Annotated in this window: 23 protein-coding genes; 19 read left to right on the top strand and 4 right to left on the bottom strand. The window is 56.9% G+C overall.

What is annotated here, in order from left to right:
* Positions 1-276: 276 nt before the first annotated feature.
* Both WNZ14_RS01490 and WNZ14_RS01495 read right to left on the bottom strand, forming a co-directional pair.
* Complete coding sequence (locus WNZ14_RS01490; RefSeq protein ID WP_342866843.1) at positions 277-1,206, bottom strand: LysR substrate-binding domain-containing protein; 930 nt, start codon at positions 1,204-1,206, stop codon at positions 277-279.
* Positions 1,207-1,367: 161 nt separating this feature from the next.
* Positions 1,368-2,366 carry a LacI family DNA-binding transcriptional regulator gene (locus WNZ14_RS01495; RefSeq protein ID WP_342866844.1) on the bottom strand — a complete coding sequence of 333 codons (999 nt, stop codon included), beginning with the start codon at positions 2,364-2,366 and terminating at the stop codon, positions 1,368-1,370.
* A gap of 219 nt (positions 2,367-2,585) precedes the next feature.
* Here WNZ14_RS01495 and WNZ14_RS01500 point away from each other — a divergent pair, with 219 nt between their 5' ends.
* The 7 genes from WNZ14_RS01500 to WNZ14_RS01530 all read left to right on the top strand — a co-directional run bounded on the left by WNZ14_RS01500 (position 2,586) and on the right by WNZ14_RS01530 (position 9,862).
* On the top strand, positions 2,586-3,929 hold the full coding sequence (locus WNZ14_RS01500; protein WP_342866845.1) for an extracellular solute-binding protein: 1,344 nt from the start codon (positions 2,586-2,588) through the stop codon (positions 3,927-3,929).
* 87 nt (positions 3,930-4,016) lie between these two features.
* Positions 4,017-4,964 carry a sugar ABC transporter permease gene (locus WNZ14_RS01505; protein ID WP_342866846.1) on the top strand — a complete coding sequence of 316 codons (948 nt, stop codon included), beginning with the start codon at positions 4,017-4,019 and terminating at the stop codon, positions 4,962-4,964.
* Positions 4,961-5,899, top strand: a complete 939-nt coding sequence (locus tag WNZ14_RS01510; protein ID WP_342866847.1) for a carbohydrate ABC transporter permease — start codon at positions 4,961-4,963, stop codon at positions 5,897-5,899. The genes WNZ14_RS01505 and WNZ14_RS01510 overlap by 4 nt, the downstream gene beginning before the upstream one ends.
* Positions 5,896-6,084 (top strand): hypothetical protein, encoded by a 189-nt coding sequence (locus tag WNZ14_RS01515; RefSeq protein ID WP_342866848.1) that lies wholly within the window; start codon positions 5,896-5,898, stop codon positions 6,082-6,084. Before WNZ14_RS01510 ends, WNZ14_RS01515 begins: the two co-directional genes overlap by 4 nt.
* A 3-nt stretch (positions 6,085-6,087) precedes the next feature.
* Positions 6,088-7,185, top strand: a complete 1,098-nt coding sequence (locus WNZ14_RS01520) for an ABC transporter ATP-binding protein (RefSeq protein WP_342866849.1) — start codon at positions 6,088-6,090, stop codon at positions 7,183-7,185.
* A complete protein-coding gene (locus WNZ14_RS01525; protein ID WP_342866850.1) occupies positions 7,178-8,173 on the top strand; it encodes an ABC transporter ATP-binding protein in 996 nt (331 codons plus the stop codon). The genes WNZ14_RS01520 and WNZ14_RS01525 overlap by 8 nt, the downstream gene beginning before the upstream one ends.
* A gap of 72 nt (positions 8,174-8,245) precedes the next feature.
* Entirely contained in the window at positions 8,246-9,862 is a 1,617-nt protein-coding gene (locus WNZ14_RS01530; RefSeq protein WP_342866851.1) for a dihydroxyacetone kinase subunit DhaK, read from the top strand.
* Positions 9,863-9,964: 102 nt separating this feature from the next.
* On the opposite strand, the gene WNZ14_RS01535 is transcribed toward WNZ14_RS01530, so the two are convergent.
* Positions 9,965-11,797, bottom strand: coding sequence for a methyl-accepting chemotaxis protein (locus tag WNZ14_RS01535; RefSeq protein ID WP_342866852.1), 1,833 nt, complete (start codon positions 11,795-11,797; stop codon positions 9,965-9,967).
* Between the two features lie 989 nt (positions 11,798-12,786).
* Here WNZ14_RS01535 and WNZ14_RS01540 point away from each other — a divergent pair.
* Positions 12,787-14,205: a cytochrome ubiquinol oxidase subunit I gene (locus WNZ14_RS01540; protein WP_342866853.1), complete on the top strand. Its 1,419-nt coding sequence runs from the start codon at positions 12,787-12,789 to the stop codon at positions 14,203-14,205.
* A gap of 3 nt (positions 14,206-14,208) precedes the next feature.
* Entirely contained in the window at positions 14,209-15,213 is a 1,005-nt protein-coding gene (cydB, locus tag WNZ14_RS01545; protein WP_342866854.1) for a cytochrome d ubiquinol oxidase subunit II, read from the top strand.
* A 164-nt stretch (positions 15,214-15,377) separates the two neighbouring features.
* On the opposite strand, the gene WNZ14_RS01550 is transcribed toward cydB, so the two are convergent.
* Positions 15,378-16,784 (bottom strand): c-type cytochrome, encoded by a 1,407-nt coding sequence (locus WNZ14_RS01550; RefSeq protein ID WP_342866855.1) that lies wholly within the window; start codon positions 16,782-16,784, stop codon positions 15,378-15,380.
* 479 nt (positions 16,785-17,263) lie between these two features.
* Between WNZ14_RS01550 and WNZ14_RS01555 the strand changes: the two genes are divergently transcribed.
* From WNZ14_RS01555 to WNZ14_RS01600, 10 genes are all read left to right on the top strand, one after another.
* On the top strand, positions 17,264-17,935 hold the full coding sequence (locus tag WNZ14_RS01555) for a response regulator transcription factor (protein ID WP_342866856.1): 672 nt from the start codon (positions 17,264-17,266) through the stop codon (positions 17,933-17,935).
* Positions 17,936-18,092: 157 nt separating this feature from the next.
* Positions 18,093-19,313, top strand: coding sequence for a HAMP domain-containing sensor histidine kinase (locus tag WNZ14_RS01560; protein WP_342868480.1), 1,221 nt, complete (start codon positions 18,093-18,095; stop codon positions 19,311-19,313).
* An 84-nt stretch (positions 19,314-19,397) separates the two neighbouring features.
* Entirely contained in the window at positions 19,398-20,096 is a 699-nt protein-coding gene (locus tag WNZ14_RS01565) for a YfdX family protein (RefSeq protein WP_342866857.1), read from the top strand.
* Positions 20,097-20,340: 244 nt separating this feature from the next.
* The gene (locus WNZ14_RS01570) at positions 20,341-20,493 is read left to right on the top strand and encodes a DUF3096 domain-containing protein (protein ID WP_342866858.1); all 153 of its coding nucleotides are present in this window, start codon (positions 20,341-20,343) and stop codon (positions 20,491-20,493) included.
* A 136-nt stretch (positions 20,494-20,629) separates the two neighbouring features.
* The gene (locus WNZ14_RS01575) at positions 20,630-21,157 is read left to right on the top strand and encodes a DUF1269 domain-containing protein (protein ID WP_342866859.1); all 528 of its coding nucleotides are present in this window, start codon (positions 20,630-20,632) and stop codon (positions 21,155-21,157) included.
* Positions 21,158-21,201: 44 nt separating this feature from the next.
* Positions 21,202-21,834: a hypothetical protein gene (locus tag WNZ14_RS01580; protein ID WP_342866860.1), complete on the top strand. Its 633-nt coding sequence runs from the start codon at positions 21,202-21,204 to the stop codon at positions 21,832-21,834.
* Positions 21,835-21,836: 2 nt separating this feature from the next.
* Entirely contained in the window at positions 21,837-22,952 is a 1,116-nt protein-coding gene (locus WNZ14_RS01585) for a patatin-like phospholipase family protein (RefSeq protein WP_342866861.1), read from the top strand.
* Positions 22,953-22,964: 12 nt separating this feature from the next.
* On the top strand, positions 22,965-23,714 hold the full coding sequence (locus tag WNZ14_RS01590; RefSeq protein ID WP_342866862.1) for an acetoacetate decarboxylase: 750 nt from the start codon (positions 22,965-22,967) through the stop codon (positions 23,712-23,714).
* Positions 23,711-24,310, top strand: a complete 600-nt coding sequence (locus WNZ14_RS01595; protein WP_342866863.1) for a cytochrome b/b6 domain-containing protein — start codon at positions 23,711-23,713, stop codon at positions 24,308-24,310. The genes WNZ14_RS01590 and WNZ14_RS01595 overlap by 4 nt, the downstream gene beginning before the upstream one ends.
* A gap of 1 nt (position 24,311) precedes the next feature.
* The gene (locus WNZ14_RS01600; RefSeq protein ID WP_342866864.1) at positions 24,312-25,094 is read left to right on the top strand and encodes a 3-hydroxybutyrate dehydrogenase; all 783 of its coding nucleotides are present in this window, start codon (positions 24,312-24,314) and stop codon (positions 25,092-25,094) included.
* Positions 25,095-25,187: the final 93 nt, after the last annotated feature.

Consider the following 25,187-nt stretch of genomic DNA (forward strand, 5'->3'; position numbering starts at 1 on the left):
AATAAAAATACCAACCATAAAGAACCCAAATGTGCTTCATTTGTCATCATGCGATGCACAATATTGCGGCATATGAGTACAATTCCTGCGAAATATGACTGGCCACGATCCAGAGGAACAGCGGCACTGCCTGAATCCCACTCAAAAGGGTCGTGGAATATTTTTCTAATTTTTGGAGAGGTTGCCGCTGACGACGATAGTCAACTGATTACGGATCTCTGCGCCAGTGAACCTGGATCGCTTTGCTGGCAATAGGACTGCACCGCTGCTCACATCTCAGCCGACAATAGTTGAATCCGGATCCAGTACTGTTTTCTGTTGCATCGGCTTGATCAGTTCCTCGCCCTGCCCGAGTGGCAGATAATGCGCGAGATAATCATGCAGTGCGTTCGCAGCGGCTGATTTGGTGCCAGGCGCCTTGTAGAGCAGCAGGTCGACCTTCGGCAGCTCGGGATAATCCGGCCCGCGCACGATTTCACGCATTCCCGGCACCAATGCGCTCCGCCCCAGCACCGTGACAGCCATTCCCGAGAACACCGCCGCCTGCAACCCGCTCACGCTTTCGCTCACACATGCAATGCGCCATGGATGCTGCACTGCTTCCAGGCATTCGATGGCATGATCGCGGTAGATATTACCCGGCGGGAGCAAGGCCAGCGGGACGGGATTCTCCGTATGCGCAGTGGAATTATCCCCGGTCATCCATATCAGTTGCTCCTGTCGGACAAGTTTGCCACCAGAAAAATCATTCATCCGGGTGACCAGCGCCAGATCGATTTCACCGCGATGGACCAGTCGCACAAGCGGCGTGGACAGCGAGCATTGCAGCTGCACCTGAACCCGCGGAAAGGCTTGCCTGAACAGTGCCAGGATCGAGGGCAGCATGAAAGCTGCATAGAGATCGGGGGTGCCGAGCACAACTTGCCCCTCGACATCTGGCGATTGCAACCGTGACAACATTTCATCATGCAGGCGCAGAATGGAATTGGCATAGGACAGCACCAGCGCACCGTCAGGCGTCAGGATCATCTTGCGGCCTTCGCTCCGGAACAGGTTGAACCCGCAGATAGTCTCCAGGCGTTGTAGCTGCAGCGTGATTGCCGGTTGCGTCCGCCCCAGCCTGCGCGCGCTTTCGGTCACGTTTCCTGTTTCCGAAACGCTTTGAAGTGTTCGCAGAATCCTGATGTCCAGGCTGAGCGTGTTCATCGGTATGAATTCCCTGTTCGCAAAACTCCGGCAGACAAGAACGCCTTGCAATAGCCGTGCCATATCAACCGCCCGGGTTCATTCGGAGGCGATGACGGGCAGCGCAGCCGCACGGCGCAGCAAAAGTCAGACTTCTATGTGCGCTCTGGTCAGCTCAGATTTCAGAGGTTCTCTTTGAGCAGAATTTCAATGCGGATCTTTTCCTGCGAGGCGAGCGGAATACGCTGATCATTGCGCGCCTTTAAGATCCGGATTGCGCTTCTGACCAGATGCCCGGAATTCTGCGCAATCACGGCGTCTATTTCACCCTTCCGAAGAGCTGCTTCCGTAAAGGGAGTGCGCTCGTGAACAATTTTCACCAGCGGCCGTGTTGCGAACCGGGATATCTCACCAATCGGGCCCCGGGCTTCAGCGCTCATGACATAGAGACACGAAATATCCGGATGATTGGCAAAGACATTCTCGAAAATGCGCGCTGTTCGCAATGTGTCGCCGCGCGTTTCGACCGACGGCAGGGTTTGAAGCGCGGGATACTCCCGATTGATGACCTCATCAAACCCCAGTCTGCGTTCAATGCTGTCATGCGCCTGCATGGTCTCCGAGACCACCAGTATCTTGCCCTTTTGGCCGGCTGAAAAACGGCCGATCAACTGAGCGGCGGTGGCGCCTGCAGCATGATTGTTGATTCCAACGAAGTCATTGCTGCCGGCCTTTGGCTGTCCGGCAATGAACTGCACAACCTCGACGCCGCGCTCGAGGAGACGATTGATCGCATCGCGAACCTGAGGCGTTTCGGGCGCCATGATTGCGATGCCTTGCGTCGTCTCCGCATCAAGCGCTCCGAGATAGGCTGCGAGCTTGTAGGGATCCTCGACCGGCAGACGGATTGCCGCGACATCAGCCATTTCATCAGCAAAGGCCTTCCTCGCCTCCTCAATATGGCCGACCAGGACATCGAGAAACTGGTCACCGTGATCGGGCAGGAGGAAGCGGAATTGGTAGCTCTTCTTGCGCGCCAGATTGACGGCAGCCAGGTTGCGAACAAAGCCAATTCTTTCAATCGCTTCGTTGACCTTGATCACTGTCCGCGGCTTCACACCGGAGCGGCCATTGAGGACGCGATCAATCGTTGCGAGGCTGACGCCGGCTTCTACCGCCAAGTCTTTTGCTGTTGGTCTCATCTGCCTCAGAAATTCCATTCCATCGAAATCGCTGCAAAACAGCTTGGGCTGATTAGTTCAACAAAATGAGCAGGAAATCAACTTTTGAGGTGCGCACCTCAAAAACATGTTGCAATGAGGTGCGCACCTCATTACGCTTCGAGACAGGAGAGGCCCTGCCATATTGGCGGGAACATTTAAAAAGGGAGGAATACTGTCATGAAAAACAGGGTGATGAATTCTGCTGCCACAATCGGTCTGCTTTTCGGAGCAAGCCTTGCGGGAGCGACACTGACTGCGACATCGGCGCAATCTGCCGATCTGACCCTTTGCTGGGCGGCCTGGGATCCGGCCAACGCGCTTGTCGAGATGAGCAAGGATTTCGAAGCCCAGTCCGGCCACAATATGAGCTTTGAATTTGTGCCGTGGCCCAACTTTGCCGACCGCATGCTCAATGAATTGAACTCCGGCGGCAAGCTTTGCGATCTTCTGATTGGCGACAGCCAGTGGATCGGCGGCGCAGCCGAGAATGGCCAATATGTAAAGTTGAATGACTTCTTCGCGCAAGAAGGCATCAAGATGGAAGACTTCCTGCCCGCAACCGTGACCGGTTATGCGGAATGGCCGAAGAACACACCCAATTATTACGCCCTGCCCGCCTATGCCGACGTTGTCGGCTGGACCTACCGCAAGGACTGGTTCTCGCGTCCGGAACTGCAGGCCGAATTCAAGGAAAAATACGGCCGCGAACTCGACGCGCCGAAGACCCTTGCTGAACTCAAGGACATTGGCGAATTCTTCCAGGGCCGCGAAATCGACGGCAAGACAATCTATGGTTCAGCAATCTACACCGAGCGTGGCTCCGAAGGCATCACCATGGGCGTCACCAACGCGCTCTACAATTACGGTTTCAAATACGACAACCCGGACAAGCCCTACGATCTGGAAGGCTTTGTGAATTCTGCAGGCGCCATCGAAGGCCTTGAATATTACAAGGCGCTTTATGATTGCTGCACGCCTCCCGGCGCTTCCGACGCCTACATGTCGCAGAACATCGACGCCTACAAATCCGGACAGGTCGCCATGCAGATGAACTTCGCGTTCATCTGGCCAGGTGTGGAAGCTGATCCGAATGTGGGTGGTGGCAAGTCAGGCTATTTTGCCAATCCGGCAGGTCCTGCAGGCCAGTTCGCCCAGCTTGGTGGCCAGGGTATTTCCGTTGTCGCCAATTCCGACAACAAGGACGCGGCACTCGAATACATCAAGTGGTTTGCACAGAAGGATGTCCAGCAGAAATGGTGGGACGTCGGTGGCGCATCGGCAATGCGTTCGGTCGTTGAAGACCCGGGCTTTGCCAGCAGCCAGCCCTACGCCCAGACATTCCTCGACTCCATGGCCATCGTGAAGGATTTCTGGGCCGAGCCTTCCTACGCATCGCTTCTTCTGCCGATGCAGGAGCGCATCCACAACTACGTCGTTGCCGGAAATGGCACCGCCAAGGAAGCGCTTGATGGCCTCGTCAAGGACTGGGATGAAGTCTTCATGGACGAAGGCAAGAAGTAAGCCTTAACCCCGTGTACTCCTCCCACAGGGTGGCAAGGCCGGAACCATAATGTTCCGGCCTTGCAATTTGGGAACCAGGTAAAAGCAATGGCAGAAACTGTAATAGACCGTGCAGCCCGGGCTACGCCGCCCGTTATAGTGCAAAAGGTTAAAGGGCTCTCCGACCGAGCGATTGCCTGGATCTTTGTGGCTCCAACGATTTTCATTCTGTTGGCGATCAATATTTTCCCGCTGATATGGACCATCTATCTGAGCTTCACAAATTTTCGGGTGAACCGGCCAAACAATGCCGTCGAATGGGTGGGACTGCAGAACTACCAGCGCATTCTGGGCGACGCGGATGTCTGGATGACGATGCAGGCAACTGCGCATTTCCTGATCTGGACCATCGTCTGCCAGGTCCTGATCGGCTTTACCCTCGCCTACCTCATCAACAAAAAATTCAAAGGCAACGATCTCTGGACCACAATCATCGTGTTCCCGATGATGCTGTCTCCCGCAGTGGTCGGCAATTTCTGGACCTTTCTGTACCAGCCGCAAATCGGCCTTTTCAATTACATCGTAGGCTTTGTCACCGGCGCTGACCCTTCCAGTTTTTCCATGATCGGCGAAGTGTCCCTCGCCCCGTGGGCCATCGTCATTGTCGACACCTGGATGTGGACGCCCTTTGTCATGCTGATCTGTCTCGCAGGTCTGAGATCCATTCCTGACAGCATCTATGAAGCGGCTGAATGCGATCGGGCCAGCAAATGGCGGCAGTTCTGGACCATCACAATTCCGATGATCCTTCCGTTCCTGATGCTGGCTGTGCTTTTCCGCGGCATCGAAAACTTCAAGATGTTCGATCTGGTCGTGCAATTGACCGGCGGTGGGCCCGGCAACACCACCACTCTGACCTCGATTGATCTCAAGCGCGAAGCCTTTGAGAAATGGCGGACCGGCTATTCGTCGGCTTACGCCGTCATTCTCTTCGTCACGGTGTTTGGCTTGGCATCGATCTATGTGAAGGCGCTGAACAAGGTGAAACAGAGATGAGCTTTTCCGTCACCGAACCGTCCGCACGGCAAAAATGGTTCGCCGGCATTATGGTCATTGGTTACGCCCTGATCACCATGCTGCCGCTGCTCTGGATCGTCGCCACCGGCTTCAAATCATCGACCGATTCAATCGCCTATCCGCCCAAGATCCTGTTTGAACCGACGGTCGAGGGCTATGTGAATGTATTCACGACCCAGACCAGGCTCAGCGGTGAGCTGGCCGAAGAACCACGTGAAAACCTGCCCTGGTACGAGCAACTGGTGCGAGCAAAGGGCAACACGATTGTCGGCCAGTCACGCTACTCCGAACGGTTCTTCAACTCGGTCATCATTGGATTTGGCTCCACTTTCTTTGCAATCGTTCTGGGAACCGCTGCAGCCTACGCCTTCTCGCGCTTCAAGGTTCCGCTGAAAGACGATCTGCTGTTCTTCATTCTGTCGACCAGGATGATGCCGCCGATTGCGGTCGCCATTCCGATTTTCCTGATGTTCAGGAATCTCGGGCTCAATGACACCCATGCCGGCATGATCCTGCTCTATACGGCGATCAATCTGTCGCTATCGGTCTGGCTGATCAACGGGTTCATCGACGAGATCCCGATTGAATATGAAGAGGCAGCCCTGATTGATGGCTACACCAGGTTTCAGGCGTTTTACAAAGTCGTTCTACCGCAGGCCGCAACCGGTATCGCCTCGACAGCCATCTTCTGCCTGATCTTCTCGTGGAATGAGTATGCGCTTGCAGTGCTGCTGACTTCGGGCACCGCACAAACAGCGCCGCCATTCATCCCGACGATCATCGGCGTGGGTGGCCAGGACTGGCCGGCAGTTGCTGCTGGTGCGACGATCTTCCTGGTTCCGGTCATGGTGTTCACAATCCTCCTGCGCAAACATCTGCTGCGTGGCATCACCTTCGGCGCGGTGCGCAAATGACAAATTTCATCAATGGTCTGCTCCACTTCAAACGCGGTTCCTGGGAAATGCTGGCGTCGGTCTTGATTGCGCTGGGTGTGTTCATGCTGATGCAGCCCTTCGTGCTGTCGCTGTTCACCTATTCCTTCATCATCACACTGGTTGGCACGGTGATGTTCATCATCGTCAGCCATTTTCCGGAGTAACTCATGGCGCAGATAATGATCAAGAATGTGCGCAAGGATTTCGGAACCTTCACTGCGGTCAAATCCTCGACCTTCACCGTCGAGGACGGCGAATTTTTCATGCTTCTCGGCCCCTCAGGCTGCGGCAAGACCACGACGTTGCGGATGATGGCCGGGCTCGAACTGCCCACCAGCGGTGAAATCTACATTGACGGCGAAGAGGTCGGCATGAAACCCGCCAGCCAGCGTGACATCGCTTTCGTGTTCCAGATGTTTGCGCTCTATCCGCACATGAATGTTGGCAAGAACATTTCCTATCCGCTGCTGAGCCAGGGAATGCCGCGAGCCCAGGTCAAGAAGAAGGTTGCGGAAGTGGCCGAGATCCTCGGCATCACTGACATTCTAAACCGTCCCGTCGGCGGGCTGTCCGGTGGCGACCGCCAGCGGGTGGCGCTGGGCCGGGCGATTGTGCGCGATCCCAAGGCCTTTTTCATGGATGAACCGCTGGGTGCGCTCGATGCCGAATTCCGCGAGCACATGTCGGAAGAACTCCGCGCGTTGCATGATCGCATGGGTGCGACGACGGTTTACGTGACCCATGATCAACTCGAAGCCATGCAGATGGGCGACAAGATTGTTGTGATGAACCACGGCGTGGTTGAGCAGTTCGGCCGGCCGCAGGAAATCTATGATTGGCCATCAACGATGTTTGTCGCCAGCTTTCTGGGTTCGCCCGCCATGAACTTTCTGAAGTTCGACGGCCAACTGGACAGCCACCAGAACAGCATTCACATGAATGGCACCGACTTCCAGATTCCTTCATCTCTAGAAGGTGCCAAAGGCCAACTCGCTCTCGGTGTGCGGCCCGAACATGTGCGGTTCTCAGATACAAGTGCCTACAGAGGCGAAGTGCTTGCAACCGAGTATCTTGGCACGACGCAGATTGTCACCATTGCCACGCCGAACGGCACCATAAAATCCCGCGTCAGCGCCGCTCAGCCAATGCAGGTCGGTGAAACAGCCGGGCTGGAATTTGACGCTCGCACCATATCGATCTTCAATGTCGAGACCGGCCAAGCTCTGGTGTCGCAGGCCAATCAGGAGGTCTTGCACCATGGCTGAAGTCATCCTGAAGAACGTCACGAAGCGCTTCGGTACGGACATCGCGCTCGACAATGTCAGCTTGACCATTCCGGATGGGTCTTTTGTCGTGCTGCTTGGCCCCACGGGTGCAGGCAAGACCACCACGCTACGGATGATATCGGGTCTCGACAATCCGGATTCCGGCGAAGTGCTGATCGATGGCCGGTCGATGATGGGGCTCACTCCGGCGCAGCGCAACGTCGCCATGGTCTTCCAGCAATATTCGCTCTATCCGCATCTGACCGTGCGCGAGAATCTCGAATTCCCGCTCAAGTCTCCACTGCTCAAGACCCCTGCTGATGAGATAGCCCGCAAGATCAAGGAAGTGGCCGAAGTCCTGCAGATTTCCCACAAGCTCGACAACAAGGCGACAGCCCTGTCAGGCGGCGAGATGCAGCGCGTGTCAATCGGCCGTGCACTGGTCAGAACCCCCAGCATCTACCTGATGGATGAGCCGTTGAGTTCGCTCGACGCCAAGCTGCGCGCAGATCTGCGCATCGAGTTGAAGCGCATCCAGTCAAAGTCTGGCGCGACATTGTTGTATGTGACACATGACCAGATCGAAGCGATGACGATGGCAACCCATGTCGGTGTTCTCGACAAGGGCAAGCTGGTCCAGTTCGGCAGCCCGCGCGAGATCTACGAGAACCCGGTCAGCATCTATGCCGCAAGCCGTCTCGGTCAGCCCAGAGTGAACATTCTGCCCGCATCGCTGTTTGACGGTGCACCGGGAAAGGCCGACAAGATCGGCCTCAGGCCTGAACAGATTGTGCAGGGTGCAGGCGAGGACAGCATCGTCACGCGCGTGGAACGTCTGGGTGACCAGACGCGATTGCACCTCACTTTCAAGAAGCACGATCTGATAACGGTCACGGATGCGCACACAGACTTGAGCGAAGGTGACACGGTGAAAATCAGGCCTGAGAACCCGTTCTATTTCGATACGCACGGTGACCGAATTGCCTAGGCCGCCACTGCACAATCTGAAACGGAAATCTGCTCCACAGCTTGCCGCAAAACACTCCCGGAGGACCACTCAATGACCCAGTTTATGAACCAGAAGGAAAGCATCGTCACTGATGCCGTTGACGGGATTATCGCGACATCCGGCGGCAAGCTGGCGCGTCTGGATGGCTATCCGCACATTCGGGTTGTTGTGCGCAATGATTGGGACAAGTCGAAAGTGGCGCTTGTGTCAGGCGGCGGTTCGGGCCACGAACCGGCCCATGCGGGATTTGTCGGCGCTGGCATGTTGACCGCAGCTGTCTGTGGCGATGTGTTCGCCTCGCCTTCCGTTGATGCAGTGCTGGCGGGTATCTTGGCAGTCACCGGACCAGCGGGATGTCTGCTCATCGTCAAGAATTACACCGGCGACCGCTTGAACTTCGGACTGGCCGCCGAGCGCGCCAAGGCCTTTGGTCTCAACGTTAGTATGGTTGTGGTCGATGATGACGTGGCCTTACCCGACCTGCCCCAGGCACGCGGCGTGGCGGGCACACTGTTTGTGCACAAGATCGCAGGCGCATTGGCTGAGCGCGGCGCCAACCTTGACGAGATCACTGCCCGCGTCGAGAAGGTGATCTCAGGCACCAAGACCATCGGCATGTCGCTTGATACCTGCACGGTTCCAGGCTCGCCCAAGGAAGCCCGCATCCCCAAGGGCATGGCGGAACTGGGCCTCGGCATCCATGGCGAAGCCGGTGTCGAACAAATCCAATATACCGACGCCAGACAGGCGATGGGCGCAGTCGTTGCCAAGCTTGCCACGCATATGCCTGATGGCAATCATGTGGCACTGCTCAACAATCTCGGCGGCACATCGGTTCTCGAAATGGCGGTGCTCGCCAATGAACTGGCAAAATCCGAGATTGCCGGGAAACTGAAATGGATCGTGGGCCCGGCTGCAATGGTCACGTCTCTGGATATGCGCGGCTTCTCTGTATCCGTTTATCCGGCGAGCGCTGAAGATCTGGAAGCCCTGTTACAACAGACCCCGCTGTCGGCATGGCCGGGCATATCAGATATTGCACCGGTGACGGTTCTCAACCTACCGGACGGTCTGGCGCCGATCAAACCCCTTCCTTCCGAGCACGCGGAAACACGCGCATTTCTGACCAAGTGCTGCGAGATCCTGATTGAATGCGAACGCGATCTCAATGTGCTGGATGCCAAATCAGGCGATGGCGATACGGGCTCAACCCTTGCAGGTGCTGCCCGCGCCCTGATCGGCTCAATGGATACCCTTCCACTGGCTGATCACACCCAACTCTATCGTGCCCTTGGCCAGGAACTCAGCCAGACCATGGGTGGGTCTTCGGGCGTGCTTCTTGCAATCTTCTTCGCAGCCGCAGGCGACGCCGCCTCCAGCGGTCTTTCAATGACAGGTGCGTTGAAGGCGGGCCTGACCCGAATGCAGGAAATCGGTGGCGCCAATCTGGGCGACCGAACCATGGTCGATGCTCTCAGCCCGGCGCTGGACGCGCTGGATGAAAGCATCGCCAAGGCTGCGCAAGCAGCCCGCGCCGGCGCAGATCATACGGCAACCCTGGTCAAGGCAAATGCAGGCCGGGCAGCCTATATCAACGCTCAGCAGCTTGAAGGCCATCGAGATCCGGGGGCCGAAGCTGTTGCCCGCTTGTTTGAGCATCTGCGTTAGACCTGCCCTTTCGGCTAAAGACTACGTTGAACGACAAAGACCGCCGAAGGTTTTCCGGCGGTCTTTTTCATTGGAAGTAGCTTCGCAGAGTTGGCTTTCGGCTTAGCTGGCCCTGCGCATTTTCTCCGCCACAGCGCTCAGGCCGCTTGTTGCCGCTCCAGATACCTTGAACCTCCCGATCAGGCCGATCAGCTCTTCAGTATCCGCGGCCAGCACTTCGGCCGATGCGGTTGTTTCCTCTGCCATGGCAGCATTCTGCTGGGTGGCTGCGTCGAGCTGGTTCAGCGAAGACGAGATCGAACGCAGCGTTGTGTCCTGTTCGGCCGCCGAATGGGCGATCTTGCCAACAATGTCGTTGGCATCCTTGATCTGATCGGAAATGCGCTTCAGCGCTTCGCCCGCCTGACCGACCAATTGAACGCCGTTTTCAACTTGGCCTGATGACTTGGAAATCTGTTCCTTGATTTCCTTCGCAGCAGCGGCAGAGCGTTGCGCAAGTTCACGCACTTCCTGCGCGACAACCGCAAAGCCCTTGCCGCTTTCGCCGGCCCGTGCCGCTTCGACTCCGGCGTTGAGAGCCAGGAGATTGGTCTGGAAAGCGATCTCGTCAATCACGCCGATGATCTTCGTGATCTCGGCTGACGACTGCTCGATGCCGCTCATGGCGCTGATCGCCTGAGCTACCACACCGTCCGAAAGCGAAGCCTCGTTGGAGACAGAGGTCACGCGCGCCGCCGCGTCTCGGGCACCATCGGCAGTATGGCGCACGGCAACGGTCAATTCGTCCAAAGCTGCCGATGTTTCCTCCAGGCTTGCAGCCTGGCGCTCGGTGCGCTGAGAAAGCTCGTTGGAAGCACGCCGGATTTCGTCCTTCGAACTGCCAATGTCGATACCCTTGGTGTTCACCTTGGACATGGCAACTTCGAGCTGTCCGAGTGCCTCGTTGAAATTGTCACGCAGCGTCTGGTATTTTGGACCAAGATCATCACAGCGGACCGTCAGATTCCCTTCTGCGAGGTGCTCGAGCGCCAGGCCAATCGTCGAAACGACGTGATCCTGCTGCTCGGCTTCAGAGCGCTGCAGATCTGCATTGGTCTGCCGCTCTGTATCGATTTGGCGCTGTTGCTGTTCCTGGCGCGAAGCCATGGCGTGGCGTTCGCGCACCTTTTCTTGCAGCGCTTCGGTTGCTTTGGCCATCATGCCGACTTCATTGCTCATGTCGGTGTGCGGAATGGCAATCGACACATCATCGTCTGCAACAGCTTCCAGCGCTGTATGGATTGCCGATAGGGGCTTGGTGATGCCGCGAATGACGAAGAAGGCGGCAGTAAGACCAAGCAACAACACCAGCGCCCCGATACCGGCGGCTTTCAGGATCATGTCTCGGATTTGCGCCTGCAAGTCATCCAGGTAAACGCCGGTTGCAAGGACAAGGCCCCAGGGCTCAAATCCCTTTGCATAGGAGCTTTTGAAGAACATGCCTTCGGGTTCGCCCGGCTTTGACGTACTGTAATATTCCACAAAGCCGCCGCCTGCCTTGCCGGCAGCAACAATTTCATCTCGGAACATGTTTCCGGCCGCATCTGGTTTACCCTTGCCCGGGACGCCAACCTTGTCCGCCACGGGGTGTATCCGCATGACGACGTCATAATCGTAGGCAAAGATATATCCATCGGGAGTGTATTTGATGCTTGCAATATCGCGGTACGCCCCTGTTTCCGCTTCTTCGTGCGTCAGTTCTCCTGACGTCTCGCGATCATAGTAGGCTTGCATGATCGAGACAGCTGCCTCGACCTGGGCGCGCAACATGCCGTTTCGTTCAGCATAGATGGCTGTCGTCGCCATCTGAATCTGGTAGTAGACCAAGCCAGCCACAGCGGCGAGCAGTCCAACGACGAGAAACGTCAATTGGCGAGAGATTTTTACATTTTTCATCATCAGAGCCTTGTGAACCCGGGGCTTAATCGAACAGAAAAAACGTTTGATCATCCGAGGTATTGTTGCGTAACTGTTCGGGTGCCCGGCCACGTCTAGGCCCGGCATGTTCTCCGCCTTCGCTTACGCTAGTTGTTGAATTTAAAAGAAGTATTAAGGCTGTGATCAGATTTCTTATATAAATCAGTCATCAAGCGAGAAAATCAGCAAAGTGAATTGGGTTGTATTGACGGGAACCGAATACCGAGGATTGAAAAACTCCTGACTGCTGGTTCCCGCATACATTTGATCCGCTTCAATTCGAGATAATCCAACCAACAGCAGTCATAACTGGCAACTTTATGCTGTAGGTTTTATCCTGATATTAGACGCCGCCCCTCTGGTTGGCAGACTCCATGGTTTCACGAACCGCGCTCCGAATTTGGACCGTCCGACTGTAATATTTTTGGAAGACGATACTCAGGCCTTAAGAGTTAAGTCGAAGCTCCATCTCCATTTATCCTACGTCTGTCGCTGTAAGTTACTCCGGTCCATCCCAGCATGAATTCAAGGCATGCTTGTCAGGCCCAGATTGCACCGAGGCGCCACCTTCTTGTGCGGTGCTTCTGGTCAGGATGACTGGCCAGTTTCAAGCCAGCGCCCAAGGGTGCGACATTAAGGAAATGGGCACTTCATTGCTTTGAGCAGGAAAACATCTATCTGAAATTGTGACAAGCTGCTTTAGATCAGGCCGCTACAAACCGCGAAAGGATATTCAATGGAGATCCAGATCGGAGACACCCCCGCCGGCTCCACCGAAAACGGAACTGTCCGCAAAGCCATGACCCCGACCTTGGTCGGGGATATCGAGGCCAAGTCAGCGCATCCGCAAGTTTGCGTCGAAGTCCGGACCTGTTTGCGGACAAAATCCATTTGAGCGACAACTAGAAAACTGCCCTATCGGCGCATGTGCCAGGGGCAGCATCCGTCCCGACCCGAGGTCAGCCATAATGTTCAGCGACATCTCTGCAATCGATCTGGCCAGGTTCCAGTTCGCGTTTACAATCTCCGCACATATCATCTTTCCGGCGTTTTCGATCGGCCTTGCGAGCTATCTCGCAGTGCTGAACGGTCTTTGGCTTTGGCACCGCGATGAGGCCTACCTGCGACTGTTTGATTACTGGAAGACGATCTTCGCGGTGGTATTCGGCATGGGCGTCGTCTCGGGCATCGTTATGTCCTACCAGTTCGGCACCAACTGGTCGGTGTTTTCCGACAAGACCGGGCCTATCCTCGGGCCGTTGATGGGCTATGAGGTGTTGTCTGCTTTCTTCCTCGAGGCCGGCTTTCTTGGCATCATGCTTTTCGGGAGAGACCGGGTTGGTAACAGACTGCACATGGCGGCCACCGCAATCGTCGCAGTCGGCACGTTGTTTTCGGCCTTCTGGATCCTGAGCGTGAACAGCTGGATGCAGACGCCGCAGGGTTATTCGATCAACGAGGTCGGACAGTTCGTGCCGGAGGATTGGTGGGCTATCGTCTTCAACCCATCCTTCCCCTACCGTCTGGTTCACATGGTGCTGGCAGCCTATCTGACCACCGCATTCGTGGTGGGCGGCGTCGGCGCGTGGCATCTGCTCCGCACGCCGGAAAGCCGTGGCGCAGCCATCATGTTCTCCATGGCCATGTGGATGGCGTTGATCGTGACACCGATCCAGATCGTGGCGGGCGATTTTCATGGCATCAACACGCTCGAACACCAGCCGGCCAAGATCGCCGCTATGGAGGGTCATTTTGAAAGTTTCCCCGAGGGCCGCGCACCACTGATACTGTTTGGCCTGCCGGACGATGAAGCGGGCGAGACCCGTTACAAAGTTGAGATACCGCTGCTCGGCTCGCTGATCCTGACCCATAGTCTGGACACGCCGATCCAGGGGCTCGATGCCTTCCCGGAAGATGAGCGCCCGAAATCGGCGATGATCTTCTGGACCTTCCGCATCATGGTAGCGGTCGGCTTTGCCATGCTGGCGATCGGATTGTGGTCGGGCTGGGCACGCTGGAAAGGGCAGCTTTATGAAGCCCCCTGGCTGCACCGTGCCGCTGTGGTAATGGGACCGTCTGGGTTCCTCGCAGTGCTCTGCGGCTGGATCACCACCGAGGTCGGCCGCCAGCCCTTTACGGTCTATGGCTTGCTGCGCACCAGCGACAGTGCAGCACCTTTGCAGGCAGATGCTGTCGGCGCTTCGCTGATCGCCTTCATCATAGTCTATTTCTTCGTCTTCGGATCGGGCAGCTTCTACGTGATGCGGCTCATGAGCAAGCGACCAAGGGATCGGATCGACATCGACAAGATAGGGGTCACGCGCACTGCGGGCATCACACCCGCTGCCTCGAAACCGACCAAACCTCATATTACGGCAGGGGAGTAAATCATGGAAATCGATCTTCCCTTCATCTGGGCCGGGCTCATAGCCTTCGCCGTGCTCGCCTATGTGCTCCTCGACGGATTTGATCTGGGTATCGGCATCCTGTTCCCGTTCCTTAAAAACCGCGAGGAGCGGCATTTGGCGATGAACACCATTGCGCCGGTCTGGGATGGCAACGAGACTTGGCTGGTTCTGGGCGGGGGCGGCCTGTTCGCTGTCTTTCCACTCGCCTACGCCATCGTTATGCCGGCGCTCTATCCGCTGATAATTGCCATGTTGCTGGGCCTGATTTTTCGCGGCGTGGCGTTCGAGTTCATCCATCGCACCACGCGGATGAAGAGCTTCTGGGAATTCGGTTTCTGGGGCGGTTCGCTGATTGCCACGATTGCACAGGGCATGGCGCTTGGTGCGCTGGTGCAGGGTATCGCAGTTGACGGCCGGGCCTATGGCGGCGGAAACTGGGACTGGTTCACACCGTTTTCCGTGCTGACGGCGCTTGCCTTGGTGACGGGCTACGCCCTGCTGGGCGCCACCTGGCTGATGCTCAAGACCGAAGGCGAGACCGCGGTTCGTGCGAGACGTCTTGCAATGCCGCTCGGCGCAGGATTGGTTGCGTTGATCGGCGCTGTCAGCCTTGCTACCCCGTTCCTGATGCCTGAATATCTCGATCGCTGGTTCGGCTGGCCCTCCGGAGCCTGGTCGGCCATAGTGCCTATCCTGCTGGCGCTTGCCGTCTGGCAATTGTGGACGGGCCTGAAGAACCACGATGATATGCGCCCGTTTCTGGCAACCGTGGCGATCTTCGTTCTGTCCTATGCAGGCCTCGGGGTGAGCTTCTATCCCAACCTCGTGCCACCTGCGCTGACGATCGCTGAAGCCGCCGCTCCGGACAGTTCGCTCATGTTCCTGCTCGTCGGCGCCGTCGTTCTGATCCCGATGATCCTGGGCTACACGGCCTATTCCTACTGGGTGTTCCGCGGCAAAGTCCGCCCGGGCGACGGATACCACTGATGCGGCGCTGGCTTTGGTTTGCAGGCATATACCTCGCCGGAATTGCGGTGATCGGAACAATCGCCTTTCTGATCCGATCGGTGCTGATCTGAGGCGGAAGCCCGGAACGGCATGTGACGCAGTGTGGAGAAAAAGGGTCCGGCCCCACGAGCCCATGTCGATCCTCAGTTCAGTGTCGACCCCGTCATGGCGGGGCCACCGGCACCCTTTTCCGCGGGAAGTGACGCATAATAGGCCGCCAATGCTTCGATGTCCGGGTCATCGAGCTTGTGGCTGACGATCGACATCGGATTGTAGGGGAGCGAATTGCCCCTGCCTTGGTCGCGGAACAGCCGCAACTGATTGGCAAGATAGGCCGCATTCTGACCTGCAATATGCGGCATGGCATTGTCTCGCCCGGGAATAAGGCCGTGACAGCCTTGGCAAGCTTGTACCGAAACCGGAACAGGCTCTCCGGCGGAGGTTGCCTCTGCCGCGCCTTTGCGGGCAATTCCGTTGAGCGCGATATCCTTGCCGCGCGCCAACACCCGCGGATCAACCTTGACGCTGGCGTCAGCGCCGAGAGAGGGCATTGCGGCAACATCCCCGAACTCGGCAGCAAGTTGCTTGATATCGGCTTCCGACAGATTGGCAGCGACCGGCCACATTATGCCGCTCTGGCGCTCACCCGAGGCAAATGCCTGCAGTGTGGCGGCAATATATTCAGGCGTCTGAAGCGTCAAATTGGGAAATGCGCCGCCGTCCCGCCCTGCACCGTCAACACCGTGGCAGGAACTGCAGACCGCAGAGGCAGCCCCGGGTGCATGGACCTGAACAAAGCCGGTCGCAGGCCGGTCGGCAGCGTGCGGCGAAGCCAGCAGCGATTGCGGATCACCGGGAAGGTAGGGCCGCGGTGCCTTGCCTGGCGCGCCTGCATCACTGCCATTTGGTGTGGTGGCTTCAGCGATGTCGACACTGGAACCAGCACCGGTGAAGCTCGCATTCGCGTGCGCAAGCATTTCGTATCGTGCCCGGTCCATGCCAGGCAGTGCCTTGAGAAAAGCAACCACCGCCCAAACCTCATCGGGGCGGTTGTGGACCGGCCACGCCGGCATGGCCGAGTAGCGCGCACCGCCTGATACAATGCGGAAAAGTTCACCGTCGGAATAACGTGTTGCGGCCTCAAGCAGCATCGGCGGCTCCGGTCGCATGGATAGGGCGACGGGGTTCTGTCCCATCCCGGGCGCCCCGTGGCACGTCGCGCAGACATTGGCATAGTGTGCAGCCCCGGCCATGATCAACGCGGGATCGTCCAGCGAAACCGATTCCGGCACCGCCTCTGCATGTGCCGCAACAGATCGCTGAAAAGTAAAGTGAAGAAAATTCGCCCATCCCTCCGGATGTGGAGAGACTGCGCTCAGATCCAGCACACCCGAACTGGCGACCGTGAAGGCCGCCAATGCGCCTACTGCGCAGAAGGTCAGCCCTGCCCCGATCCAGTGCAGGGGGCGCTTTGGCAGGAAACTCCTGACCGCGCTGAGGATACCCGCGCTGGAAGACCGCGGGGCACTTCCGGGTGCTTGCTCTGACATGTCTTACTTCTCCCTCGAAAACTGTATTTCACGGCTGCCCGCAGGCCTTGGCTGGAGATTTGAAGCCAGCGCCGAATTCCTGCGCTTAACGTTCACGCCGTCATTATGGTTGCGTCCGGACCCTGCCGCTTTCATAATTTCGACATCAGCATTTACACTGATCGTTACATTCTCTTCGCTCATACCTTGCGGGCGGGCATGGAGTGCTCTTCTCTTGATGGGCGGCAATGTTCCAAATTCAGCAATGAAGTTAGAATGATTGCATTACGTCAGCTTTTCCCGGGATTTAATTATTTGTAAGCGCCAGGCATCAACGTCCGAGAGATGCGGCTTAACAGGTCGTCAGAACCCTCTACCGCTGGTGTTTGCGCCCGCGTTTCAGCAATCATACAAATTTTTAAGCTGACTGGTGTGACGCCGAATTGCTAACATCTGGCAAGTTCCGCCAGTGCCGGTGGGCAAAGGAAAAGACAGCGCCAATGAAAATCGTGATTGCCGAAGACGATGCCAGCACCCGCGACTACCTGCGCAAGGGACTCGTGGAAAATGGATATTCGGTGGAATGTTTCGGCGACGGGCGCGATGTACTGGCGCACTGCCTCTACAATGACTGCGACCTGATCGTGCTCGACAGGATGATGCCTGGCATGGATGGACTGTCAGTGGCCAAGAGCCTGCGCGCATCGGGCAAGGACACGCCGGTTATCTTTCTCACCGCCATGGCTGACATTGACCAACGTGTCGAAGGCCTGACGGCAGGCGCGGACGACTATCTCGTCAAGCCGTTCCATTTCTCGGAGTTTCAGGCCAGGGTAAAAGCCCTGACCCGAAGGCCATCCGGGGCCATCATGACAACCGTTCTCACTGTCGGGGATCTTGAACTGGACCTGCTGGCCCGCTCGGCAAAACGCGACGGCCACACAATCGACCTTCAGGCAAAGGAATTCGCATTGCTGGAAGTGCTGATGCGCAATGCCGGCCGCGTGGTCACCAAGACAATGCTTCTTGAACAGGTCTGGGATTTCAATTTCGATCCGCGCACGACAGTGGTCGAAACCCATGTCAGCCGGCTGCGCGCCAAGGTGGACAAGCCGTTCGACACTCCGCTGATTCACACGAGCCGGAACAGCGGATATGTGATGCATGTTTAGCGGCGATGTCACCTCGGGGATAACGTTTCGCTACAACTTCATTTTTGCCGCGATTGCTTCCATCGTGATCGTGCTTTTGACGGCCTTCGTCTACCAGATCGTCCAGAGTGCGATGCTTGATGAATTGCAAAGCCAGATCAGCGAGGAAGTGACGCTGATGGAGCGCATTTACCAGGACGAAGGCCCTGATGCGCTTGCAAAAATTGGTCTCCTCAGCGATCCGCGCAATTTCGCATCGACAAATTTGTTTGGTCTTTTTGATGAAAAAGGCGTCAGGCTGGCGGGCAACCTGAAGGCTCCACCGGAAGTCCCAGGATGGATGCGCAAGGATTTTGAAGGCCTGTATCCGGAACCGAATGGAACCTATCTGATCACCAGCAAGGTGATAAAAGGTGGGAAAACAGTGGCCGTCGGCCGCAGTCTGACGCCGATAACCAACGTGCTCAGAGTCCTGCTCCTCACCGTGTTGACCACAGCCGCCGCGGCTGCGGTCATTCGAATGTTGGTCAGTTACAGCATCAGTCGGCAAACATTCGCAAAACTCGAAGCCATGACGGGCACCCTCGAAAAAGTTGCCGGTGGCGATCTCGACGCGCGCGTAGTTGTGGGCAGAGGTTCAGAACAACTCGACAAGGCGGCGCGGTTGATCAATGGGCATTTGGACCACTTGAAGCATGTCGTCGAAAGCAACAAGAATACAATTAATGCGATTGCCCACGACCTTCGCTCACCGCTCAATCGCGTTTCCATATTGCTTGATGATGCACTGGCGGCAGGGGATGCCTCCTTCACCGCTGCCAAACTCCTTGACGCCCAGGCCGAAATCGAAAACCTGACCGAGATTTTCGACACAACCCTGCGGATTTCCAGATTGAGAGCAAGCGCCGGCCAGGAAGGCTTTTCGATGATTTCGCTCAGCGAGCTTGTCATCGAAATGGGTGAGATCTTTGCCCCGGTCGCGGAAGATCACGGTGATACTCTCATCGTTGAAACGCATCCGGGTCCTCCACTGAAGGTGTTCGCCGACACACGAATGGTCAGGCAAATGCTGGTCAACCTGATCGAGAACGCCACCAATCATTGCCCTAAAGGCGTAACGATAACCTTGCGGGTAAAGGCCACTGACAGCGGCGGCGTTGTTGAAGTCTGCGACACCGGCCCCGGCATTCCTGTTGGCCAGCGGCTAGCGGTACTGGAGCCTTTCGAGCGGCTGGACCGCAGCAGGTCCACGCCCGGCACGGGCCTCGGACTGGCGCTCGTCGCAGCAATCGCTGGGCGCCACGACGCAACCATCGAGCTTGACGACAACGAGCCCGGCCTTGTGGTTCGCGTTATATTCCCCCTTGCGGATACAGAAGCCAAACTTTCAAATTTGTAAGACTGGCGAAAAGTCTGCTCAAAATTCAGAGCGCAGTATCTCTTCAACAAGTCCACACCGGGCTTGCAAATGTGGAGAAAGAAAATGAACACCAAATCGAAAATCCTCACCGCCACAATGGCCGCTCTGCTGGCCACCACGCCAATCATCGGGGCGAACTACGCCCATGCAGCAGACGCAGCGAAGGCCACGACCGAACAGACTGCGGCACAGGAAACCAAGGCTGTTGATGCGCAGCTGAACGCAACTGAACACAAGGCCATCATCAAAACGATGGACGAGGCGTACAGCGCCTTGCGCGAAATCCACGGCGCCCGCCTGGCGATTTTCAACGGCTCTCCGGATGCAGCCGCCAATCTGGTCAAGACAGCGCAAGCCGATCTTCAGACCGCGAATGAGAAGATGAAGGACTTCCAGGTCGACAAGATCACCCCGACGCTGACCAACGACGCCTATGTGCCGTTCGACACATCCATGGCGCTGACCGAAGGATTCAAGCCGACACCCGAAAAGCAGGCGAGCCTGAAGACGGCCAATGAACACCTGGCCAAGGGCGAATCAAAGAAGGCTGTCGATGAGCTGAAGCTTGCCAATATCGATGTGACCATTTCCGGCGCGTTCATCCCGGCGAAGGCCAGCCTCTCGCATGTGACCGACGCCGGCAATCTGATCACCAAGAAGCAGTACTATGAGGCGAACCTTGCCTTGAAGGCCGTTGAAGACTCGATCGTCACGCAGTCGTTCAATATTGACGAAGTCCCGGTTCAGGGCGCCACCGGATAAGGCCCCAAACGGCTTGCCCGGAAACAACACGGAGCCCGCAACAGGGCTCCGTTTTCAGTTCAACCTGAGTGTCTGATCCGCATCTAGCAGTGACCTGAACATTGGTGAGTCTTGCGCTTGCCGCGCAGCAAAACACCGATCTTACAAATATGTAAATCTCGCGAAAACGTAAAGACAAAGGCGCTTGTTATACCTGCCCTCGGATCGTTGAAGCGGTCTTGTCGAATACATCAGGGACCCGAACATGACCGTACAATATGGATTGATCGCCCAACCACTCATCGCCCTGATCGCAGGACTGCTGATTTTGCTGGTTCCCAGAACCCTCAATTACACCGTGGCGGGATTTCTGATCCTGACCGGTTTGATCGGTCTGTTCCCGCATCTTTTTGCATAAGCGAACAACGCCAGACGGCTCCGATGGAGAGAGCATCGCCCCCGGTGATGCTGCGCGTCGCAACGAGCAATCTGGAAAAGCTGGCGGACGGTAACCCGTGTCCACGGCGAACACTCACACTCACAGGAGAACGAAAATGTCAGAACTTATCGTCGTCGGTTATGACGACCAGAAATCGGCCGAAGCCGCCCGCACCGCGCTCTACGGCATGTCGAAAGAATACCTTGTCGAACTCTCGGATGCGGTTGTTGCCGTGGCCGACAAGGACGGCAAGATCAGCCTCAATCAAATGGTCAACATGTGGACCTTGGGCGCAAGCGGCGGCGCTTTCTGGGGCCTGCTGATGGGACTTCTCTTTTTGCATCCGCTGCTTGGGGTGGCCGTCGGCGCAGCCGCAGGCGGACTGTCAGGCGCTTTGACCGACTACGGCATCAATGATGATTTCATGAAGGACGTATCGTCACTCCTGAACCCGGGTCAGGCCGCCCTTTTCATGATGGCACGAAACACCGCCACAGACCGCGTTATCGCCAAGCTGGGCGAGCATGGCGGTCGCTTACTGCGCACAAATCTCGACACGGATGCTGAAAACCACGCCCGAGCGGTCTTTGACCAGACCCATGCCGACCTGACTGCAGGAAGCACAACCGACCAAGCCGCCTGAGCACCGCCTCCCGCTTTGGCGAACACATATTGGGAACTCGAACCATGTCCGACGCTTACAAAGATCCAGCGCCATATGAGCGTCGCCAGGTCGTGGCGCATTTTCACGATGCCATCGCGTTCGAACGCGCGGTGGCACTGCTCGAAGAAAACGGAATTCCCCGTGACGCCATCAATATGGTCGCGACCCATGACACTGTCATAGCGAAACTTGCCCATCGATATGAAGCCAGGACCTCTCCAGACAATGCAGCTGCATTCCCGCAAGCCATATATCTCGACCGGCATGAAGTCGAGGGAGACGAAAAACTCGCTATCGGTGCGCCGATCTATATTGGCGGCGCCGGTGCAGGGCTTGCTGTTGTTGCCACAGGCGGCACGCTGGCTCTCGCCATTGCGGCGGGCGCTGCTGCGGCAGCCGCTGGCGCGGGAATTGGCGTGATCCTGAGCAAATACATCGAACGACATCGCGCGGAGTTCCTGGCGAAGCATTTGGCATTGGGGGATCTGCTGGTGACGGTGGATGTGCAGAGGGACGCGGACGAGGCAAAGGCCCTCGATTTGATGGTCCTGGCCGGGGGCGGAAATGTCCATTCCCAATCTTTCACCGGCTACTGGGACAACGACGAAGAGGCTCTGGGCAATTTCGACCTCAACGCCTACCGGGAATGGGGTTAGTCATGTCACTGAAATCACTGGAAAATGAAAGTTCAGTCCTTGTGTTGCAAGGTGGTGGCGCACTTGGTGCATATCAGGCGGGTGCCTATGAAGCGCTGAGCGAAGCCGGATATGAGCCTGTCTGGATTGCGGGTATTTCGATCGGTGCGATCAATGGCGCGATCATCGCTGGCAACCTGAAGCAAAACCGGGTTTCGAAGTTGCGGCAATTCTGGGAAATGACATCCTCGTCATTGCTGGCACGGACTCCGTTTGCCGAGGACAGCACACGCAGTCTGATGAACGAAGCAGCCGCAGACTGGGGGATGGCTTTTGGTATTGACGGCTTTTTCAAGCCGCGCCTTCCCTATCTGCTGTTTGGGGCGAGTTCCCGGCCGGAGGATGTCAGTTTCTACGATACATCCCCGCTGCGAGATACGCTCAATGGGCTTGTGGATTTCAGCTACCTGAATTCAAGCGACGCACCGAGACTGAGCGTGGGTGCGGTGGATGTGCAATCGGGCAATTTTGCCTATTTTGACACCCGCAACGAAAAGCTTACGGCCGATCACGTCATGGCCTCCGGAGCGCTTCCGCCAGGATTTCCGCCGGTTCCAATCAATGGCCGCTACTACTGGGATGGTGGTCTGGTCTCGAACACACCGCTCGATTACGTCATGGAATACTCGGATCCAGGCGGCGATCTCTGCATTTTCCAGGTGGATGTGTTCAGAGCCCGTGGCGAACTTCCAAAGTCGATTGCTGAAATCAATGCGCGCGAGAAGGACATTCGTTTTTCAAGCCGGACCCGTTTCAACTCAGACCATGTTCGTGCACTTCACGAGCTGAGGTTCGAAGCACGGCAATTGCTGCAAAGCTTGCCCGAAGAGCTCTCGGGCACTGAGCACGCCCGGCGGCTGGCCAGAATCAGCCGGGAAGCGGCCATTACAATCGCCCATATCATTCGAAGGGATACCCGCTACGAAACCGGTTCCAAGGATTACGAGTTCTCACGCCAGTCGGTTGAGGAACACTGGGACCTGGGTCGCAAGAGCGTGCGGCAGGGAATTCGTTCCAGTAGCTGGACCACCCGCAGCCGTCCGGAAGGCGGTTTTCAGGTCTTTGACCTCACTGAATAGGACACCAGTCCAATGAAAATTCTCGACGTCAAAAACACGGCGTTTGCGATGCCGCTCACCAGTCCTTCCTATCCGAAGGGACCGTACCGGTTTGTCAATCGTGAATACATGATCATCACTTACCGGACTGATCGTGATGCACTTCGCGCAGTCGTCCCCGAACCGTTGGAGATTGGGGAAGCCATCGTGAAGTACGAGTTCATCCGGATGCCGGATTCAACCGGGTTTGGTGATTATACGGAGTCCGGACAGGTCATCCCGGTCACGTTCAAGGGCAGGAAGGGTGGCTATGTCCACTCGATGTATCTCAATGATGACGCGCCAATCGCTGGCGGCCGGGAGATTTGGGGCTTCCCCAAAAAGCTGGCAGCCCCGTGCCTCCGGGTAGAGCAGGACACCCTCGTGGGCACCCTGGATTATGGCTCATTGCGCATCGCAAATGGCACAATGGGCTACAAGCATAACCCGCTCGACCTCGAAACCGTAAGGACTGCGATGGAAGAGCCAAGCTACCTGTTGAAGATCATTCCGCATGTCGATTGCACACCGCGCATCTGCGAACTGGTGAGCTACAGTCTGGAAGACATTACCATAAAGGGCGCCTGGACTGGACCCGCGGGACTTGAACTGTTCGATCATGCGCTTGCACCAGTCGCCGAACTGCCCGTTCTGGAAATTGTTTCCGCGACCCACATTCTTGCCGACCTGACCCTGGGGCTGGGTGAAGTCGTGCACGACTATCTGAGAATGGACCAAACATGAGCCGGCACACATTCTCCACCCGCATCGTCCACGCCGGCTTGGCAATCACCATCATCGCCAATCTCGCTCTGAGCCTGGTGATGCAAGGCCCGCACCGCGACAGGCCAGGAGACTGGCTTTTCGCCACTCATCAATATGTCGGGCTTGCTGCCTTGATCTTCGCCTTCGCGTTCTGGAGTGTCATGATGGTCAGAAACCACGGCACTGACCGCGGCGCGCTGTTTCCATGGCTTGTCTCTGATCGCCGCAGTGCTCTCTTGAATGATCTGAGAGCACACATTTCCGCGCTCAGAAAACTGCGCCTGCCCGGATACCACGATCACAATCCCCTGGCGTCGGCAGTGCACGGTCTTGGCCTTCTGCTGATGACGGCCATGGCGGTCACCGGTTCGGTCTACTTCGCCGCATCATGGTTTGGCGCCCAGACAGCGACCGCAGTCGGTTGGGACCTCGAGATCCACAGCCTGCTGGCAAATCTCGTCTGGGCCTATCTGATCGGCCACGCCGGCCTGGCGCTTATTCATCACTATTCACAAAACCTGAGCCTGACCGAAATGTGGTCTCTGGCTCCTAACAAACCGATAGAAAGCAAATGACATGAACCTCACCGACAAAGTCTGCATCATCACCGGTTCGGCACGCGGCATCGGCCGGGCAATCGCAGAGCGCTACATTGCCGATGGAGCCTGGGTGGTGATCGCAGATCTCGCACTCAAAGATGCCCAGGCAACAGCGGATGAACTGACCGCCATGGGCCCGGGCAAGGCCATGGGCCTGGCAATGAACGTCACCGATGAAGCGGCGGTCGACGCCGGCGTTCAAAAGGTGGTCGACACCTGGGGCAGGATTGATGTGCTGGTTTCCAATGCAGGCATCCAGATTGTTCACAAGCTCGAGGACTTTCCTTTCGCCGAGTGGAAGAAACTGCTTTCGATCCATCTCGACGGCGCATTCTTGACCACCAAGGCCTGCCTGCCGCACATGTACAAGGCCGGCAGCGGCTCGGTGATCTTCATGGGGTCGGTCCATTCAAAGGAAGCTTCCCCGCTGAAATCAGCCTATGTCACTGCCAAGCACGGCCTTCTTGGCCTTGCCCGCGTGATATCCAAGGAAGGCGCAGCGCATGGTGTGCGTGCAAACGTCATCTGCCCGGGGTTTGTGAAGACGCCGCTTGTTGAAAAGCAGATTCCCGAACAGGCGAAAGAACTCGGCATCTCCGAAGAAGAGGTCGTCAACAAGGTGATGCTGGGTCAGACCGTCGACCAGGAATTCACCACCGTGGAGGACGTTGCCGAAGTCGCATGGATTTTTGCTGCGTTCCCGACAAATGCACTGACCGGTCAGTCGTTGGTGGTCAGCCATGGCTGGTTCATGGAATAACATTTGAACATGGAGGATGCGCCCACGCTGCGGCGTCTCGGCAAGCAGTGGTTTGACCGCACCGTTCAGCAGGCAGAAAAGCCACCGCTCGAT

Source organism: Hoeflea sp. AS60 (assembly GCF_038900115.1).
Classification (GTDB): domain Bacteria; phylum Pseudomonadota; class Alphaproteobacteria; order Rhizobiales; family Rhizobiaceae; genus Hoeflea.

Coding starts and splice junctions, on each gene's coding strand:
- WNZ14_RS01490 (WP_342866843.1), bottom strand. CDS start 1,206: ATGAACACGCTCAGCCTGGACATCAGGATTCTGCGAACACTTCAAAGC.
- WNZ14_RS01500 (WP_342866845.1), top strand. CDS start 2,586: ATGAAAAACAGGGTGATGAATTCTGCTGCCACAATCGGTCTGCTTTTC.
- WNZ14_RS01505 (WP_342866846.1), top strand. CDS start 4,017: ATGGCAGAAACTGTAATAGACCGTGCAGCCCGGGCTACGCCGCCCGTT.
- WNZ14_RS01510 (WP_342866847.1), top strand. CDS start 4,961: ATGAGCTTTTCCGTCACCGAACCGTCCGCACGGCAAAAATGGTTCGCC.
- WNZ14_RS01515 (WP_342866848.1), top strand. CDS start 5,896: ATGACAAATTTCATCAATGGTCTGCTCCACTTCAAACGCGGTTCCTGG.
- WNZ14_RS01520 (WP_342866849.1), top strand. CDS start 6,088: ATGGCGCAGATAATGATCAAGAATGTGCGCAAGGATTTCGGAACCTTC.
- WNZ14_RS01525 (WP_342866850.1), top strand. CDS start 7,178: ATGGCTGAAGTCATCCTGAAGAACGTCACGAAGCGCTTCGGTACGGAC.
- WNZ14_RS01530 (WP_342866851.1), top strand. CDS start 8,246: ATGACCCAGTTTATGAACCAGAAGGAAAGCATCGTCACTGATGCCGTT.
- WNZ14_RS01535 (WP_342866852.1), bottom strand. CDS start 11,797: ATGAAAAATGTAAAAATCTCTCGCCAATTGACGTTTCTCGTCGTTGGA.
- WNZ14_RS01540 (WP_342866853.1), top strand. CDS start 12,787: ATGTTCAGCGACATCTCTGCAATCGATCTGGCCAGGTTCCAGTTCGCG.
- cydB (WP_342866854.1), top strand. CDS start 14,209: ATGGAAATCGATCTTCCCTTCATCTGGGCCGGGCTCATAGCCTTCGCC.
- WNZ14_RS01550 (WP_342866855.1), bottom strand. CDS start 16,784: ATGTCAGAGCAAGCACCCGGAAGTGCCCCGCGGTCTTCCAGCGCGGGT.
- WNZ14_RS01555 (WP_342866856.1), top strand. CDS start 17,264: ATGAAAATCGTGATTGCCGAAGACGATGCCAGCACCCGCGACTACCTG.
- WNZ14_RS01560 (WP_342868480.1), top strand. CDS start 18,093: ATGGAGCGCATTTACCAGGACGAAGGCCCTGATGCGCTTGCAAAAATT.
- WNZ14_RS01565 (WP_342866857.1), top strand. CDS start 19,398: ATGAACACCAAATCGAAAATCCTCACCGCCACAATGGCCGCTCTGCTG.
- WNZ14_RS01570 (WP_342866858.1), top strand. CDS start 20,341: ATGACCGTACAATATGGATTGATCGCCCAACCACTCATCGCCCTGATC.
- WNZ14_RS01575 (WP_342866859.1), top strand. CDS start 20,630: ATGTCAGAACTTATCGTCGTCGGTTATGACGACCAGAAATCGGCCGAA.
- WNZ14_RS01580 (WP_342866860.1), top strand. CDS start 21,202: ATGTCCGACGCTTACAAAGATCCAGCGCCATATGAGCGTCGCCAGGTC.
- WNZ14_RS01585 (WP_342866861.1), top strand. CDS start 21,837: ATGTCACTGAAATCACTGGAAAATGAAAGTTCAGTCCTTGTGTTGCAA.
- WNZ14_RS01590 (WP_342866862.1), top strand. CDS start 22,965: ATGAAAATTCTCGACGTCAAAAACACGGCGTTTGCGATGCCGCTCACC.
- WNZ14_RS01595 (WP_342866863.1), top strand. CDS start 23,711: ATGAGCCGGCACACATTCTCCACCCGCATCGTCCACGCCGGCTTGGCA.
- WNZ14_RS01600 (WP_342866864.1), top strand. CDS start 24,312: ATGAACCTCACCGACAAAGTCTGCATCATCACCGGTTCGGCACGCGGC.